The sequence below is a fragment of the Flintibacter hominis genome, from assembly GCF_014287965.1.
Lineage (GTDB): Bacteria > Bacillota > Clostridia > Oscillospirales > Oscillospiraceae > Lawsonibacter > Lawsonibacter aceti.
This window is the reverse complement of the sequence record NZ_JACOPO010000004.1, coordinates 140,488-154,604: the sequence shown is the minus strand read 5'-3', so window position 1 is coordinate 154,604 and position 14,117 is coordinate 140,488. Positions and strand designations below refer to the sequence as shown.

The window sequence follows — 14,117 nt, the reverse complement described above, 5'->3', positions numbered from 1 at the left end:
GCTGTTACCATCGTATCGAAGGTGTTACGAGAAGGTGAAAAAATGGTTACAGAACGGTTGCAATTTCTTTGGAGTCAACACAAAATAGAGGGAAAAGAGAGGGACGAAGGGACAATATCTTGCTTTTGCACGAAGGAGCGGGACGGGCCTGGGGCTGTCCCACGGGGTATCTTATGCGGGGCGGCGGGACAGTATGCCAGGAAGCTGGGAAAGGGGACAGGCTGAGAATATTTTGAAGGAGCGGGGGCGTCTTCTGGTTGACCACCAGACCAGTTTGGGCTACAATGAAAAAGATAATTTTAAAGAGAAAAAGGATGTTTGCCCCATGCTGAATCACGACCTGGAACTGAGATTTTGTAAGGCCCGCCGGGGGGCTATTGCCCGGGAATTTTCACATTTGAACCCAGAGCAGCAAAAGGCCGCCCTGACCACGGAGGGTCCGCTCCTGCTGCTGGCCGGAGCGGGCAGCGGCAAGACCACCGTGCTCATCCACCGCGTCGCCAACCTGATGAAGTATGGCCGCGGCTCGGACAGCACAGAGGTGCCGGAGTGGGTGACAGAGGATGATCTGACCTTCCTGGAGGAGTATGTCCGGACCGGGGCGGGGGACAAGGCCCGGCAGGAGCGGCTGTGTGCCCTGGACCCGGCGGCCCCTTGGACCATTTTGGCCATCACCTTTACCAATAAGGCGGCGGGTGAGCTGAAGGACCGTCTGGCCAGAATGCTGGGCCCGGCTGCCAACGATATCTGGGCCAGCACCTTTCACTCCGCCTGTGTTCGCATCCTCCGCCGGGATATTGAGAAGCTGGGCTTCGCCTCCTCCTTTACCATCTATGACACTGACGACTCCCTGCGGGTGGTGAAGGATATTCTGAAGGACCTGGGAATCGATGATAAGCAGTTTCCGCCCCGGTCGGTGCTGGGCTACATCTCTAGGGCAAAGGATGCCATGAAGCTGGCCGACCAGTATCTGGCCGAGTGCGAGAGGTCTGGGGACTTCCGGCTAACCAAGATCGCCAAGATATACGCAGAGTACCAGCGCCGGCTGTGGGAGGCAAGCGCCCTGGACTTTGACGACATCATTTTCCACACCGTCCGTCTGCTCCAGCAGTTTGACGAGGTGCGGGAGTTCTATCAGCGGAAGTTCCGCTATGTGCTCATCGACGAGTACCAGGACACCAACAACCTGCAGTATCTGCTGGCCTCCACCCTGGCCGGAGGCTATGAGAACTTCTGCGTGGTGGGGGACGACGACCAGTCCATCTACCGCTTCCGGGGAGCGACCATTGAGAACATCCTCTCCTTTGAAAAACAGTACAAGGGCTGCCGGGTCATCCGCCTGGAGGAGAACTACCGCTCCACCAAACATATTTTGGAGGCGTCCAACGCCGTGATCCGCAACAACCAGGGAAGAAAGGGCAAGGAGCTGTGGACGAAGGCGGGGGAGGGGGACAAGCTGACCCTTTACGCCGCCATGAATGAGAACGATGAGGCCCAATATGTAGCTGCCCGTATTCTGGAGGGGTACAGCCAGGGCAGAAAGTGGAAGGACCACGCCATCCTCTACCGGATGAACGCCCAGTCTAACCAGATAGAGAACGCCTGCAAGCGCAACGGGATTCCCTACCGCATCATCGGGGGTACTCGGTTCTTTGACCGGGCGGAGGTGAAGGACATGGTGGCCTATCTGGCCGTCCTCAACAACCCGGAGGACGACCTGCGCCTCACCCGCATCATCAACAATCCGCCACGGGGCATCGGTGCCAAGACGATTGAGACCGCCCAGGAGATCGCCCGGCGGGAGGAGAGCTCACTCTACGCCGTCATCGACAATGCCCGGATGTACCCGGAGCTGGAGCGGTCGGCGGCCAAGCTGGCCGGCTTCACCGCCCTGATGGGGGAGCTGGCCGGGCTGCTGGACGAGCTGCCCCTGGATCAGTTTTATGAGGAGCTGATCCTCCGCACCGGGTATGCCACCATGCTGGAGAGCAAGAACACCGTGGAGGACCGCACCCGGCTGGAGAACGTGCGGGAGCTGCTCACCTCCATTCACGGCTATCTGGAGAACGCCGGGGAGGAGCCCTCGCTGGCGGGTTTTCTGGACGAGATAGCCCTGTACACCGACTTAGACAGCCACGACCCGGACCAGGACTGCGTGGTGATGATGACCATGCACTCGGCCAAGGGGCTGGAGTTCCCTGTGGTCTTTGTGGTGGGGGCCGAGGAGGGCATCTTCCCCGGCATCCGGGCCATTGGGGAAACGGAGGAGATGGAGGAGGAGCGGCGGCTGTGCTATGTGGCCATGACACGGGCCAAGGAGAAGCTGTACCTCACCTGCGCCAATCAGCGGATGCTCTTTGGACGGACCAGCTCCAACCGCCCCTCCCGCTTTGTGGAGGAGATCCCCCCGGAGCACCTGGAGCGGCTAGGCAGGAGCTGCCTGCCCAATCTGGGCGGGGGAGAGGAGGGCTGGAGCGGTATGCCCAGCCGCTCCTCCGGCTATGGGGGCTACGGCTCCTATCAGCGCCCGACTTACGGAGGTGGCCGCTCCGCCCAGGCTGGACAGGGCGGGAGCCGGACGGATCGAGACCCACGGCCCCAACCCTCCTATGGAGGCTTTGTCCGGGCCATGTCGGGCGCTGGTGGCGGTGCCACCGGCAGCGCCCGGACCAGACAGCCTCTGGCCTCCTCCCCTGTGGGGGCTGGAGCGCCGGGGGGAGGCGGCAGCCTCCCTGCCTTCCAGAAGGGGGATACGGTCCGGCACAAGGCATTCGGACAGGGAATGGTCCTGTCCGTCCAGAAGATGGGGGGCGACGCCCTGTTGGAGATTGCCTTTGACCAGGTGGGGACCAAGCGTCTGATGCTGAAGTCCGCGGCGGCGCACATGGAAAAACTGTAAAGCGGCAGAAAAGAGGCATGTCGGGGATGGCGATGTGCCTCTTTTTTACAAACAGGAAAAAAGTATGAGAGGAAAGGCAACATTTACGGAGAAAATACGTCTAACATTATATAGGGATTTACCGGAGCGGGAGAGAGCCTTAATAGAATTTTAAGGATTTGTAATCGCCTTGTAATTGCTTCCGGCGGAGACAGCCCCTATAATGGGGATGATATCTGCGGACTGGTCTATCCCGTCCCCGGGCCTTTGGCCCGCCGACATTTCACTTTATCATTACCGCTTACAGGAGGAAAAGCTGCCATGTCAGAAGTCATAACTCCCCAGCCTGCCGTACCAACCCAGACACCCCCCGCGCCCCCAGAGATGAAACCGGTGAAAAAAGGAAAAAAGAAAGCGGTCAAAAATGCTATCATACTGGCTATCGTGGCTGGGGTGCTGGCGATTGGAGGCTTTTTGCTCTACAAATTCCTCCACTCCGGCGGGGAAGAGCAGGGAGAGATCATGGCCCAGCCCGCCCAGATTGGTACTATCCAGAGCAAGGTGTCCGGCTCAGGTACGGCCAAGGCCAAGGAATCGGCTGCCATTACCCTGACCCAGAGCGGTACGGTGCAGGAGGTCTTTGTCACTGGCGGCCAGACTGTCATGGCCGGCGATCCCTTGTACACCATTTACAGTCAGGCAGCCCAGGATGCTGTGACGGACGCCAAGGAGGAACTGAATAATCTGCTGGAGGATATGGCCGACCTGCAGGAAGAGGCCGCCAACTTGACGGTGCGGGCCCCCTTCGCCGGGAAGCTTCAGGAGGTCAAGGAGTTCCATATCGACGACGAGGTGAGTAAGTCCGCCCCAGTGGCTACTCTGGTGAACGATAAGAAGCTGAAGCTGTCCCTTTACTTCAGCTACGCCTATGAGAAAGAGATCCACACCGGCCAGTCGGTCCAGGTGTCCATCCCCGCTGTTATGGGCTCCTTTGAGGGACGGGTGGAGAAGATCAACAAGGTCAGCTACATATCCCCGGAAGGAGCCGTCCACTTTGAGGCGGTCATCGTCTTTGACAACCCCGGTACTCTGACTGCCGAAATGGACGCCTCCGCTGTCCTGACTGCCGCTGACGGCACCGCGATTTATCCCTACGAGAACGGAAAGACCGAATACTACGAGTCACGGGACATCATTGCCAAGGCCAGCGGCCCAGTGACCGCCATCGGCAATCTGCTCGACCACGCCAACGTCCAGGCCGGGGAGGCCCTGCTCTATCTGGGCTCCTCCACCATTGATTCCCAGATCCGCTCCAAGCAGGAGGAAATCAACAGCGCCCAGACCAAGCTGGACGAGGCCCAGAAAGCCCTCAATGACTTTAACGCCGTAGCTCCCATCGACGGGACCGTCACCTCCTGCAACCTGACTCCCGGCCAGGAGGTCAAGAGCGGCGACACCGTTGTTATGATCTCCAATAACGTGACCATGCTGGTCACCATTACCGTAGATGACCGGAACATCTCCTTTATCAAGCCGGGCAACTATGTGGACCTGGATTGGAACGGACAGGTATATCAGGGATTAGTCACCTCCATTGACATGGGCGGCGCCCAGGCCGGTCAAGGCATGACCAGCTACCCCGTCACTTTGACGGTGGACAACGTGGATGGAAGCCTGATGGACGGTGCCTGGCTCCAATACTCCTTTGTCACCAGCGAGTCAGCCGACTGTATTCTGGTCCCCACTACCTCGGTCAAGTATTTCAGCGACATGGACGGCACCCGCCAGAGTGTGGTCTTTGTCAAGCGGGACAGCCGGCCGGACGACGTGCCCGAACTGGAGCTGCCTGAAGTGGCACCGGGCGAGAAGCGCACCTTCCCCAGCGAGGAGGAGGGCTACTACCCAGTCATCGTGGAGACCGGCATCTCTGACACCCAGAATGTGGAGATTGTCTCCGGCATTCAGGATGGGGACGAGGTGTTCGTCAACTATACCGTGACAGACGGCAGCTATGGCTATTAAGCGGGGTGGAAAGATGCTCATTGACATCAGAAACCTCTATAAAATATACAACGAGGGCAAGGAGAGCGAGGTCCGGGCCCTGGACGGGGTATCCCTCCAAATCGACAAGGGGGAGTTTGTGGCCATTGTGGGTCAGTCTGGTTCCGGCAAGTCCACGCTGATGAATGTGCTGGGCTGTCTGGATATCCCTACCTACGGAGAATACTACCTGGAGGGGACCGACGTGACTGCTCTGTCCGACAAGCAGTTGGCCCATATCCGGAATAAGGAGATCGGCTTTATCTTTCAGGGCTACAACCTGATTCAGGAGCTGGACGCTCTGGAGAATGTGACCCTGCCCCTGATTTACCGGGGGGTGTCTATCTTTGACCGGGAGGATCTGGCCATGGAGGCCCTGGCCAAGGTGGGCATGGATTCTCGAGCCCACCACCGCCCTTCCGAGATGTCCGGCGGCCAGCAGCAGCGGGTGGCCATCGCCAGGGCGATTGCCACCAAGCCCCCCATCATCATGGCCGACGAGCCCACGGGCGCCCTAGACTCCAAGACGGGCCGCCACGTGCTGGAGATCCTGCGGGACCTGTACCGGGGAGGCACCACTGTCATCCTCATCACCCACGACGACGGCATCGCCGCCACCGCCAAGCGGGTGGTTCGTCTGTCCGACGGCAGGATCACCTCGGACCATCCTCAGGAGGTGGACTGGGAATGAATCTTTGGCAGGCATTCAAAATGGCCTTTAAATCCATCGCCATGAAAAAGGGCCGCTCCTTCCTGACCATGCTGGGCATCATTATTGGTGTGGCCTCAGTGGTCATTATGGTGTCCGTGGTCCAGGGGCAGAATAAAAAGAACATGGAATACTTCGAGAAGATGGGGGACAACAAGATCACAGTCCAGGCCTACTCCTGGTATGACACGAACAACGAAACCGGGCAGAAGCTCTATGACTACTGCCTGTCCCTCAGTAACCTGGTGGATGGCATTACCCCGGATGTAGAGCTTGGGGATAAAATCACTGTCCAGTACGGGGCCAAGACCCTGTCGATCAACGACTGGGAGAACGGCAATATGGACTGGGAAAAGATGATGCATATTAAGCTGGGCTCTGATCAGTATGGTGTGTGCAACAATTACCAGCTGGCAAATGGCCGAGAGATCTCCTATCTGGATGTGGAAAAGACCAATGCCGTCTGTGTTTTGGGCTCCGGAGCCAAGGAGGCTCTGTTTGACTACACCGACCCGGTGGGGGAGACCATCACTCTCAACGGGCAGCCCTTCCTGGTGGTTGGCTACTACAAGCCCATGGACATCCAATATTGGCCGGAGATGGACAATGTCATTATCATCCCCTACACCTTCAACCGGACCATGAACAAGAACAATACCATCGACTCCTACGTGGTCAAGGCAAAGAGTGCCGCTGCTACCACCCAGGCCATGACCCTGCTGGACGCCTATCTGTCCGGGATGTTCCCCAAGGACGAGAACGGCAACATGGCAAACGGGAGTTACTATATCAACAGCGACAACAGCTCGGCCGAGGAGATGGAAAACGCCAGCCTGATGCAGTCCCTGGTGCTGGGGGCCATCGCCGGCATCTCCCTGCTGGTGGGCGGCATCGGCATCATGAACATCATGCTGGTTACGGTCACAGAACGTACCAGGGAAATCGGTATCCGAAAGGCCATCGGTGCCGAGCGCAGCAGTATCATCACCCAATTCCTTATTGAAGCGGCGGTGATCTGCGGCATCGGAGGCCTCATTGGTATTGGCATTGGCTATGTGGGTACTATGATCGCGGGAAAACTGATGGAGAACGTGTTTGAGGGGATGATCCTGACTCCGGACCCCATGATCGCCATTGGGGCCTTCCTGTTCTCCGTGGTGCTGGGCATCCTCTTTGGTATGTTCCCAGCCATTAAGGCCTCTGGCCTGCAGCCTGTGGAGGCTCTGCGGGCGGACTAGCCTGCGGCAAAGTCCGCTTTATTTGGGAACCCCGGCCGGGCCGGGCCCTCATTACACGTCCTGCCTCTCGTTTCTGACCGTGCCCTCTCAGCTGAGACCACGGCCGGGGGGCGGATGAAAAGGAGAGATAACATGAAATTCAAACGACTGATTTCTTGGCTGCTAGCCTCTGCCCTGGCCGCCTCTCTGGCAGTTATGCCCATCGGGGCGGCCGGCACCTCCTCCTTCGGCGATATCTCCGACCGGGAGACCGCCGTCAACGCTGACATCCTGCGCCTGATGGGCGTGGTCAGCGGCACTGGAGGCAACCAGTTCAATCCAAACGGCACCCTGACCAGGGCTGAGTTTTGCACCATGGTAGTCAAGTTTATGCAGCAGGGGGATCAGGTCCCCATCCACGCCACCCGCACTATCTTCTCCGACGTTACCTCCAAGCACTGGGCCCAGGGCTATGTGAACCTGGCCGCCAGCCTGACGGTCAAGGACGGGGAGCGGGAGGTCCCCCTGATCTCCGGTGTGGGTGATGGACGCTTTCAGCCGGACGAGAAGATCACCCAGGCCCAGGCGGCCACCATTTTGATTCGGGTGCTGGGCTACTCCAGCGAGCAGGCGGGAGCCGTCTGGCCCCAGAGCTATATGAACCTGGCTGAGTCCATCGGGTTGAGCGACGGCCTGCCCAGCGACTATAACGCCGCTCTGACCCGTGGCCAGGCCGCCCAGTTGTTTGTCAACGCCCTGAGCTGCAAGAATGGAGAGGGCAGCGACTACTATACGACACTGGGCAAGGCCCAGGAGGACACCATCATCCTGGCGGTCAATGTGGAAACGGACGACGGAACCTCGGACGGGGCCATCCGGACCACAGCCAACAAGGAGTCTGAGGCATACCTGCCCGCCGAGGGAGAGGGCAACCCCTACGCCCTCCAGGGCAAGCGGGGGGCCCTGGTGCTCAATGACAAGGATGAGATCGTCACCTTTGTCCCTGACGACAGCAGCGCCACCACCATCATCCTGTCTGGCGACGCCCAGCCCAGCTATGTGAAAGCCAGCGGCGGCAGCCAGTACACCATGTCCAAGGATACCCTGCTCTATACCGCCGACGCCACAGAGGGAAAGAGCTATATGGAGGGCTACTCCGTCCTGAAGTCGGGCACCCAGATTACCATGTATTCCGAGCGGGGCAAGATCGTGGCGGTTTACGCCAGCGGCAGCGCCTCCTCCATCGACTCCGACGCCGTGGTGGTCATGGGCAGCCCCAGCACCGCCATGTTCCACCAGCTCACCGGCGGCGCCACTAACTTCAACATCCAAAAGGGCCGTCAAACCATCACCATGTCCCAGATCCAGCCCTACGATGTGGTGACCTATGACAGCATGAGCAATACCCTGATCGTATCTGACCTGAGGCTGACCTGCATCTATGAGAACGCCAGTCCCAACTCCAAGGCGCCTACGGAGATCGAGGTGCTGGGCCATACCTTCGAGGTGCTGGACAGCGCCTGGGAGATGACCGGGGATTACAAGGTGGGCGACCAGGTCACCCTGCTCCTCACCGCCGACGGCAAGGTGGCTGGTATGGCTGCCCCCAGCGGAAAGACACGCTCTACCGCCATCGGCATGGTGGACAGCGGCAAGGCCACGGTGTTCCTCCCCAACGGCGGCACCCTGGAGCTGTCCGGCACCATCAGCAACGCCGACAACTTGGCCGACCAGCTGGTCACCATCTCCTCTGGCGCCAAGGGTAAGATCAGCGCCAGCAAACTGTCCTCCAAGTCCACCTCCGGCCAGTTCCTGGTGGAGGAGGGGAAGCTGGGCAGCTATACCGTCAGCGCCGGCGTCCAGATTTATGAGCAGGTCAACGGCGGCGCTATGGTAAAGCTGGACCCCACCAGCCTGAATATGGCCTCCATCCCCGGAGAAAAGATTGCCACCTATCACCTGAATACCTCCAACTATGTGGACTACATCGTGCTGGACCGGGTGACGGGCAACGCCTATGAGTATGGTATCCTTATCTCCACGACCACGTCTACCCCTGTCTTGGATGGCGATGGAGAAGATACTGGAGAGGAAAAGGAATCCAAGAAGTGGAACCTGGTCAACGGAAGTGGAACGATTGACCTGAAAAACACTGGATTTGCCGGAAAGAACGGCACTATGGCCGGTGTAGCTGTGGGTTCCAATGGTCGGATTGTGTCCATCATCGAACTGGAGGAGATCAAGAGCGTGTCCCCCAGCGACTTCTTCGAGAGCCAGGGGGTCCAGTACGTCAACGCGGGTGGCCGCACCTATCGGGTGGCCGATGATGTGGAGTGCTGCCGGGATACCGGGAGCATCCGGGACGCGAAAGACAGTTGGTTCAGCCAGGACAGCGGCGAGGAGCGTCTGGCGGCCATCAAGGCATTCTCCAGCGACCTGACCATCTATGTGGACCCCATCGGGGACCAGGTCCGGGTCATCTCCGCCAAGTGAGCTTCAATTCCCTCTTTTGAAACAGGAGGCCGGCACCCTTTGGGCGCCGGCCTCCTGTCATAGATGAAGGGGCAGAGGAGAACGCAGGTCAAAGGGAAAGCGGCCTGGCCCGCACACCTCCCGCATCTCCTCCGCCCGGTCGTCAAAGACCGGGTCAGATACTCCATAGACCTGCCAGCCCGCCTCTCTGGCGGCCCGGCAGTAGACGGGGGAATCGTCAAAGAGGACGCAATCTCCCGCTTCCAGGCGGCACAGCCGGGCCACCAGGCGGTATAGTTCCGGGTCACGCTTCTCCAGCCCCAGCTCTGCGGCCGTAAAGACCCGGTCCAGCAGAGGGAGGAGGCAGTGGTGTTCCAGAGCGGCCGAGCACAGGCTGGGGATGCAGGAGGTGAGGAGGGCGCGGGGGATGCCGGACGCCCTGGCCCGCTCCAGAAATCCGCGTGCCCCCGGCTTCAGCTCCAACTGGCCGGCATAGGCCGACCGGGCCATCTCCCGCCAGGCAGAAATGATTTCCTCCGGAGTCAGGGGCAGGCGGAAATAGTCCCGGGTGTATCGGGCCGAGTCATCAAAGCCGTGGTGGGTCACATAGTCGGTGTAGTCCTCCGGCACCGAGCCGATGCCGAAGCGGCCCAGAAATTCCACGTCGATGTCGAGCCACACTCCGTTGGAGTCCAGTAGGGTGCCGTCCAGATCAAAAAAGTACATAAGAGACCTCCAGAAGCGGAAATGGGGAAAAAGGATGCGATTTGACAGGTTGGCGGCCTACACAGGGGCGCTCATCTTTTTTACTTGCGCCCGGCGGGGTTTTTTGCTATAATATCCCCGTTTTTGACCCGCTTCGGCGGCCCATCCCGCCTATGATACCACAGCGGGCCCTGATCCTGCAATTGGGAGTTGATATCCATGTCCCCAAAGACAATGAAACTGCTGGCCAAGCCCATGCTCTTTGCCGCCGCCATCATCTGGGGCACCTCCTTCTTCATCATGAAGAACGCCCTGGACGCCCTGCCTCCCTTCTATCTGCTGGCCATCCGCTTTACCGCCGGGGCAGTGCTGCTGGCCCTGATTGCCTGGAAAAAGTGGCAGATCTTCACCTGGGACCACCTGTGGCGGGGGGCGGTGATGGGCGCCTTCCTCTTTTTGGCCTACTCTATCCAGACCTTCGGCCTGACTTTGACCACTCCCTCAAAAAACGCCTTTCTCACCGCCGTCTACTGCGTCCTGGTCCCCTTCCTCTCCTGGGCGGTGATTCGGGTCCGGCCAGACCGGTTCAACATTGCGGCGGCCCTGCTGTGCGTGACCGGAGTTGGCTTTGTCTCGCTGACAGAGGAGCTGACCATTAACGCCGGCGACCTGCTGACCCTGGTGGCCGCCTTTTTTTATGCCAGCCATATTGTGGCGGTGGCCAAGGTCTCACCGGGAAAGGATATCACTTTGCTCACTGTATTCCAGTTCGCCTTCGCCGGGCTGTATGCCTGGATTGGCGGCCTGCTGACCGAGACATTTCCCGCCCAGGCGCTGACTGACCCGGCGGTAGTCCTGCCTATGGCCTATCTCTGTGTCATGGCCACCACCGTGGCCCTCCTGTTTCAGAACGTGGGCCAGGTCTGGTCCGACCCCGCCTCCGCCTCGGTCATTTTATCCCTGGAGTCGGTGTTCGGCGTGCTGTTCTCCGTGCTGTTTTATGGCGACCCGGTGACCGGCCGGCTCCTGATCGGATTTGGACTGATATTCGTGGCCGTGGTGTGCTCGGAAACCAAGTTTTCATTTCTGAGTAAGAAAGAAGAGAATACAATCTGACGGGACCGTGCCCCGTCTCATTCCCCCGCCCTATGGCGGGGGATTTTACTATTATAAAAGAAAATAAAAAATTAAATTAAAGATTGACTTTAATAAAATTAAAGTATATAATGAGAACACAGAGAAAGGAGGTGGCCCCGTGGCCATAGAACTGCTGCCCGACTGGATGACCGGCTTGGAAGAGGAGGATGTGTCCTTTATCAAAAAGTTCATCCTCGCCTCCGGTTCCTTGAAGGAGGTGGCCGCCCAGTACGGGGTGACTTATCCAACGGTCCGGCTCCGTCTGGACCGCCTGATCCAGAAAATCAGGATCGGGGAGGATACCGCCGCCGACCCCTATATCGCCACCATCAAGCGGCTGGTGGTCAATGATAAGCTGGACTTTGACACCGCCAAACTGCTCATCGCTGAATATAAGAGAACGAAGGGAACGGACCTCGGATAGCCGAGGGCGTGAAAGGAGATAATATTATGATGATTGCGTCTGTAATGGGGATATTTGGGCTGCTCATATGGCTGGCGTTTCTGCTGGTGCCCATCGCCCTGTTGATTGTACTCCAGGTCTGGCTGTGTAAAAAGAGCTTAAAGCTGGGGCTCATTCTGCCAGCGCTGTCCCTGTGCCTGTCCCTGCTGATGGTGTTCAGTCTGGCCTCTTTTACTAGTTTCTCTGGCGGCGGGTCCCTCGTATTGGAGGGAGGGACCAACGCTGGACTGGAGAGCGGCCAGGACAGGGAAACGGTCCAGCGATGGGAAAGCAGGGGCGGCACTGTCACCGTCTATGACGGGGAGGGGAATATCATCGACCAGTACCCGGACCCCAACTATGACCCGGACCGGGCCAGGGCGGACGCCGTCCAGACCGTCGTCACCTTAGTAGTCATGCTTCTGGTATCCAACATCCCCACCGTGGTCTTCGGCGGCATCTGGCTCCACTATAAGGGCCGTCGGGATACCCAGGACGACCTGAAGCGGATGAGGGTGGAGGACCTGGGATAAGATAAAAAGAGGGCGGCAGCCCTCTTTTTATTTTGTCTGTAACCTTTTTGGAAGCTGGACCGTGTACTGGATAGAAAGAACGAGAGAAGGGGGGAGGACCATGGAACGGGAGGAGGCGGAATGGGTGGTTCAACGCCACGGGCAGACCGTGTACCGGCTGGCCTATGCCCGGACCGGGAATCGGGAGGACGCGGAAGACGTGACCCAGGAGACATTCCTCCGTCTGGTCCGGGCCGCCCCGAAGTTCCGGGACGAGGACCACTGCCGGGCCTGGCTGCTGCGGGTGGCGGCCAACTGTGCCCAGGACCTGTTCCGCGCCCCGTGGAGGAAGCGGGAGCGGCCCATAGAGGAGGCGGAGCGCGTCCCTGCCCCCGGCCAGGTCCCGGAGCCGGGCGGGGTGCTGGAGGCGGTGCTGTCCCTTCCGGAGAGCTACCGGCTGCCGGTCCACCTGTTTTACTACGAGGGGCTGTCCATTCGGGAGATCGCCGGGGTGCTGGGCAAGAGAGAGGGAGCCGTGCGGACCAGCCTCACCCGGGCCCGGGCCCTGCTGCGGGACAAGTTGAAAGAGGAGGGGGACTATGTTTGAGCGGGAATACCGGCGGGAGATGGACCAGGTGAAACTGTCACAGGTGGAGCTGGACCGCTTGGTGAACGCCATGGCCGAGGAGAAACGGCGTCATAAGAGAGGAAATCTGGGGGTTCGGGTGCTCCTGACCGCGGCGGCGGTGTTTCTTTTGACCGCCTCGGCCCTGGCCCTGTCCCCGACCTTGCGGTCCCAGCTGACCCAGGTCCTTGGGAACTTTGGGCCGTACAGCCAAAGGATAGAGGCCGGGACGGCTGCCGACCAGGGGTATGAGGTCCAGGTCCTGTCGGCGGTGACCGACCAGTACCGCCTGAAGCTCTATGTCCAGGTGCGGGACTTGACCGGACAGCGGATGACCGATGGGGAGATCCGGCTTGTATGCAGGATCGGGCGGGAAACACAGACTCTGACCACACACGGCCGCTGTGTGGGATACGATCCGGATTCCCACACGGCCCTGTTTGAGGTGAGCGAATTTTGGGAGGAGGCCAGCGGCCTGGAGGAGGAGCTGACCCTGGAGGTGATCTCCATGTGGCCCAGATACTATTCTTTCGGCGGTGAGCCCCTGCCCCTGGAGGAGGTTACCGGGCGGACCCTGGACTGCATGACCCTGGAGAACGGCCAGGTGGTGGTGGCCCCCGGGCAGACGCCGGCGCCGCTGGAGGACTTTGAATGGGCGGAGCTGTCCTCCATGGGCTTTGCGGAAGACGGCACCTTCCAGGTGCTGTTCCGTCTGGCGGAGGGGGCGGACCCGGAGGAGTCGGACATCCTGGCAGACATTCTTGTGGACGGAGAGCCCCCGTGCAGACATCTGGGTGATATCAACTACACATTGGATGGGCGGACTTATGTGGGGGTTTCCTATGAGAATATCAGCCCGGCGGACCTGGGGCATTTCACCAGGGCCACGGCGGGGGGAGATGTGGTCATGGGCCGGAAGACCAAGGGGGATTGGGCACTGTCCTTCCGGGTGGACAACCTGCCGGTGCGGGAATATGTCCTCTCCGGGCTGACGGACCAATATCAACTCCCCTGCAAATTGACGCTCACCCCCCTGGGGGCCATGCTCACCGGGGATTATGAGGCGGGCTGGAGGGGGATGCACCCCTTCTCCCTGATCCTGGAGGACGGCAGCCGGCTGGAGGAGGTATACATCCGGCATGGGTGCATGACACCCGGCAAGGAGAGCGTCTTGGGCAACTGGGACTTTGGACAGTTTTTGGATTTGGACCAGGCTGTGGGCCTGGAGCTGGGCAGCTGGTATATCTCCCTGTCCGGGGAAGACACCGGCACGGTCTATCCCGTGGAGGGAAGGGAAGCGTGGGAACAGGGGATGATGGCCCCTTAACAAATCAAAAGAGCGGGGAGCGGCCATCGCCGCTCCCCACTCTTTTGCCATTC

11 protein-coding genes are annotated in these 14,117 nt (G+C 59.6%); 10 read left to right on the top strand and 1 reads right to left on the bottom strand.

The features are described 5' to 3' along the window. Nucleotides 1–325: 325 nt before the first annotated feature. The 5 genes from H8S11_RS07775 to H8S11_RS07755 all read left to right on the top strand — a co-directional run bounded on the left by H8S11_RS07775 (nt 326) and on the right by H8S11_RS07755 (nt 9,337). Entirely contained in the window at nt 326–2,899 is a 2,574-nt protein-coding gene (locus H8S11_RS07775) for an ATP-dependent helicase (RefSeq protein ID WP_186852748.1), read from the top strand. Between the two features lie 300 nt (nt 2,900–3,199). Further along, complete coding sequence (locus tag H8S11_RS07770; protein WP_186852747.1) at nt 3,200–4,900, top strand: RND family efflux transporter; 1,701 nt, start codon at nt 3,200–3,202, stop codon at nt 4,898–4,900. Between the two features lie 13 nt (nt 4,901–4,913). Further along, complete coding sequence (locus H8S11_RS07765; RefSeq protein WP_186852834.1) at nt 4,914–5,609, top strand: ABC transporter ATP-binding protein; 696 nt, start codon at nt 4,914–4,916, stop codon at nt 5,607–5,609. After that, on the top strand, nt 5,606–6,865 hold the full coding sequence (locus H8S11_RS07760; protein WP_147570731.1) for an ABC transporter permease: 1,260 nt from the start codon (nt 5,606–5,608) through the stop codon (nt 6,863–6,865). The genes H8S11_RS07765 and H8S11_RS07760 overlap by 4 nt, the downstream gene beginning before the upstream one ends. Before the next feature lie 132 nt (nt 6,866–6,997). Next, complete coding sequence (locus tag H8S11_RS07755) at nt 6,998–9,337, top strand: S-layer homology domain-containing protein (protein WP_186852746.1); 2,340 nt, start codon at nt 6,998–7,000, stop codon at nt 9,335–9,337. Between the two features lie 57 nt (nt 9,338–9,394). On the opposite strand, the gene H8S11_RS07750 is transcribed toward H8S11_RS07755, so the two are convergent. After that, complete coding sequence (locus H8S11_RS07750; protein ID WP_186852745.1) at nt 9,395–10,042, bottom strand: HAD family hydrolase; 648 nt, start codon at nt 10,040–10,042, stop codon at nt 9,395–9,397. 198 nt (nt 10,043–10,240) lie between these two features. On the opposite strand from H8S11_RS07750, the gene H8S11_RS07745 reads away from it, so the two are divergent. The 5 genes from H8S11_RS07745 (at nt 10,241) to H8S11_RS07725 (ending at nt 14,064) form a co-directional block, all read left to right on the top strand. Beyond that, nucleotides 10,241–11,137 carry a DMT family transporter gene (locus H8S11_RS07745; RefSeq protein WP_240287068.1) on the top strand — a complete coding sequence of 299 codons (897 nt, stop codon included), beginning with the start codon at nt 10,241–10,243 and terminating at the stop codon, nt 11,135–11,137. 139 nt (nt 11,138–11,276) lie between these two features. Then, a complete protein-coding gene (locus H8S11_RS07740; RefSeq protein WP_147570728.1) occupies nt 11,277–11,582 on the top strand; it encodes a DUF2089 family protein in 306 nt (101 codons plus the stop codon). A gap of 26 nt (nt 11,583–11,608) precedes the next feature. Further along, nucleotides 11,609–12,133, top strand: a complete 525-nt coding sequence (locus H8S11_RS07735; RefSeq protein ID WP_147570727.1) for a hypothetical protein — start codon at nt 11,609–11,611, stop codon at nt 12,131–12,133. 100 nt (nt 12,134–12,233) lie between these two features. Next, entirely contained in the window at nt 12,234–12,719 is a 486-nt protein-coding gene (locus H8S11_RS07730; RefSeq protein ID WP_147570726.1) for an RNA polymerase sigma factor, read from the top strand. Continuing rightward, a complete protein-coding gene (locus tag H8S11_RS07725; RefSeq protein ID WP_186852744.1) occupies nt 12,712–14,064 on the top strand; it encodes a dihydrofolate reductase family protein in 1,353 nt (450 codons plus the stop codon). Before H8S11_RS07730 ends, H8S11_RS07725 begins: the two co-directional genes overlap by 8 nt. The last annotated feature ends 53 nt before the right edge of the window (nt 14,065–14,117 follow it).

Excerpts from the sequence above, each read along its gene's own strand:
- H8S11_RS07760 (WP_147570731.1), top strand. The coding sequence starts at position 5,606 with ATGAATCTTTGGCAGGCATTCAAAATGGCCTTTAAATCCATCGCCATG.
- H8S11_RS07725 (WP_186852744.1), top strand. The coding sequence starts at position 12,712 with ATGTTTGAGCGGGAATACCGGCGGGAGATGGACCAGGTGAAACTGTCA.
- H8S11_RS07735 (WP_147570727.1), top strand. The coding sequence starts at position 11,609 with ATGATGATTGCGTCTGTAATGGGGATATTTGGGCTGCTCATATGGCTG.
- H8S11_RS07755 (WP_186852746.1), top strand. The coding sequence starts at position 6,998 with ATGAAATTCAAACGACTGATTTCTTGGCTGCTAGCCTCTGCCCTGGCC.
- H8S11_RS07750 (WP_186852745.1), bottom strand. The coding sequence starts at position 10,042 with ATGTACTTTTTTGATCTGGACGGCACCCTACTGGACTCCAACGGAGTG.
- H8S11_RS07730 (WP_147570726.1), top strand. The coding sequence starts at position 12,234 with ATGGAACGGGAGGAGGCGGAATGGGTGGTTCAACGCCACGGGCAGACC.
- H8S11_RS07765 (WP_186852834.1), top strand. The coding sequence starts at position 4,914 with ATGCTCATTGACATCAGAAACCTCTATAAAATATACAACGAGGGCAAG.
- H8S11_RS07775 (WP_186852748.1), top strand. The coding sequence starts at position 326 with ATGCTGAATCACGACCTGGAACTGAGATTTTGTAAGGCCCGCCGGGGG.
- H8S11_RS07745 (WP_240287068.1), top strand. The coding sequence starts at position 10,241 with ATGTCCCCAAAGACAATGAAACTGCTGGCCAAGCCCATGCTCTTTGCC.
- H8S11_RS07770 (WP_186852747.1), top strand. The coding sequence starts at position 3,200 with ATGTCAGAAGTCATAACTCCCCAGCCTGCCGTACCAACCCAGACACCC.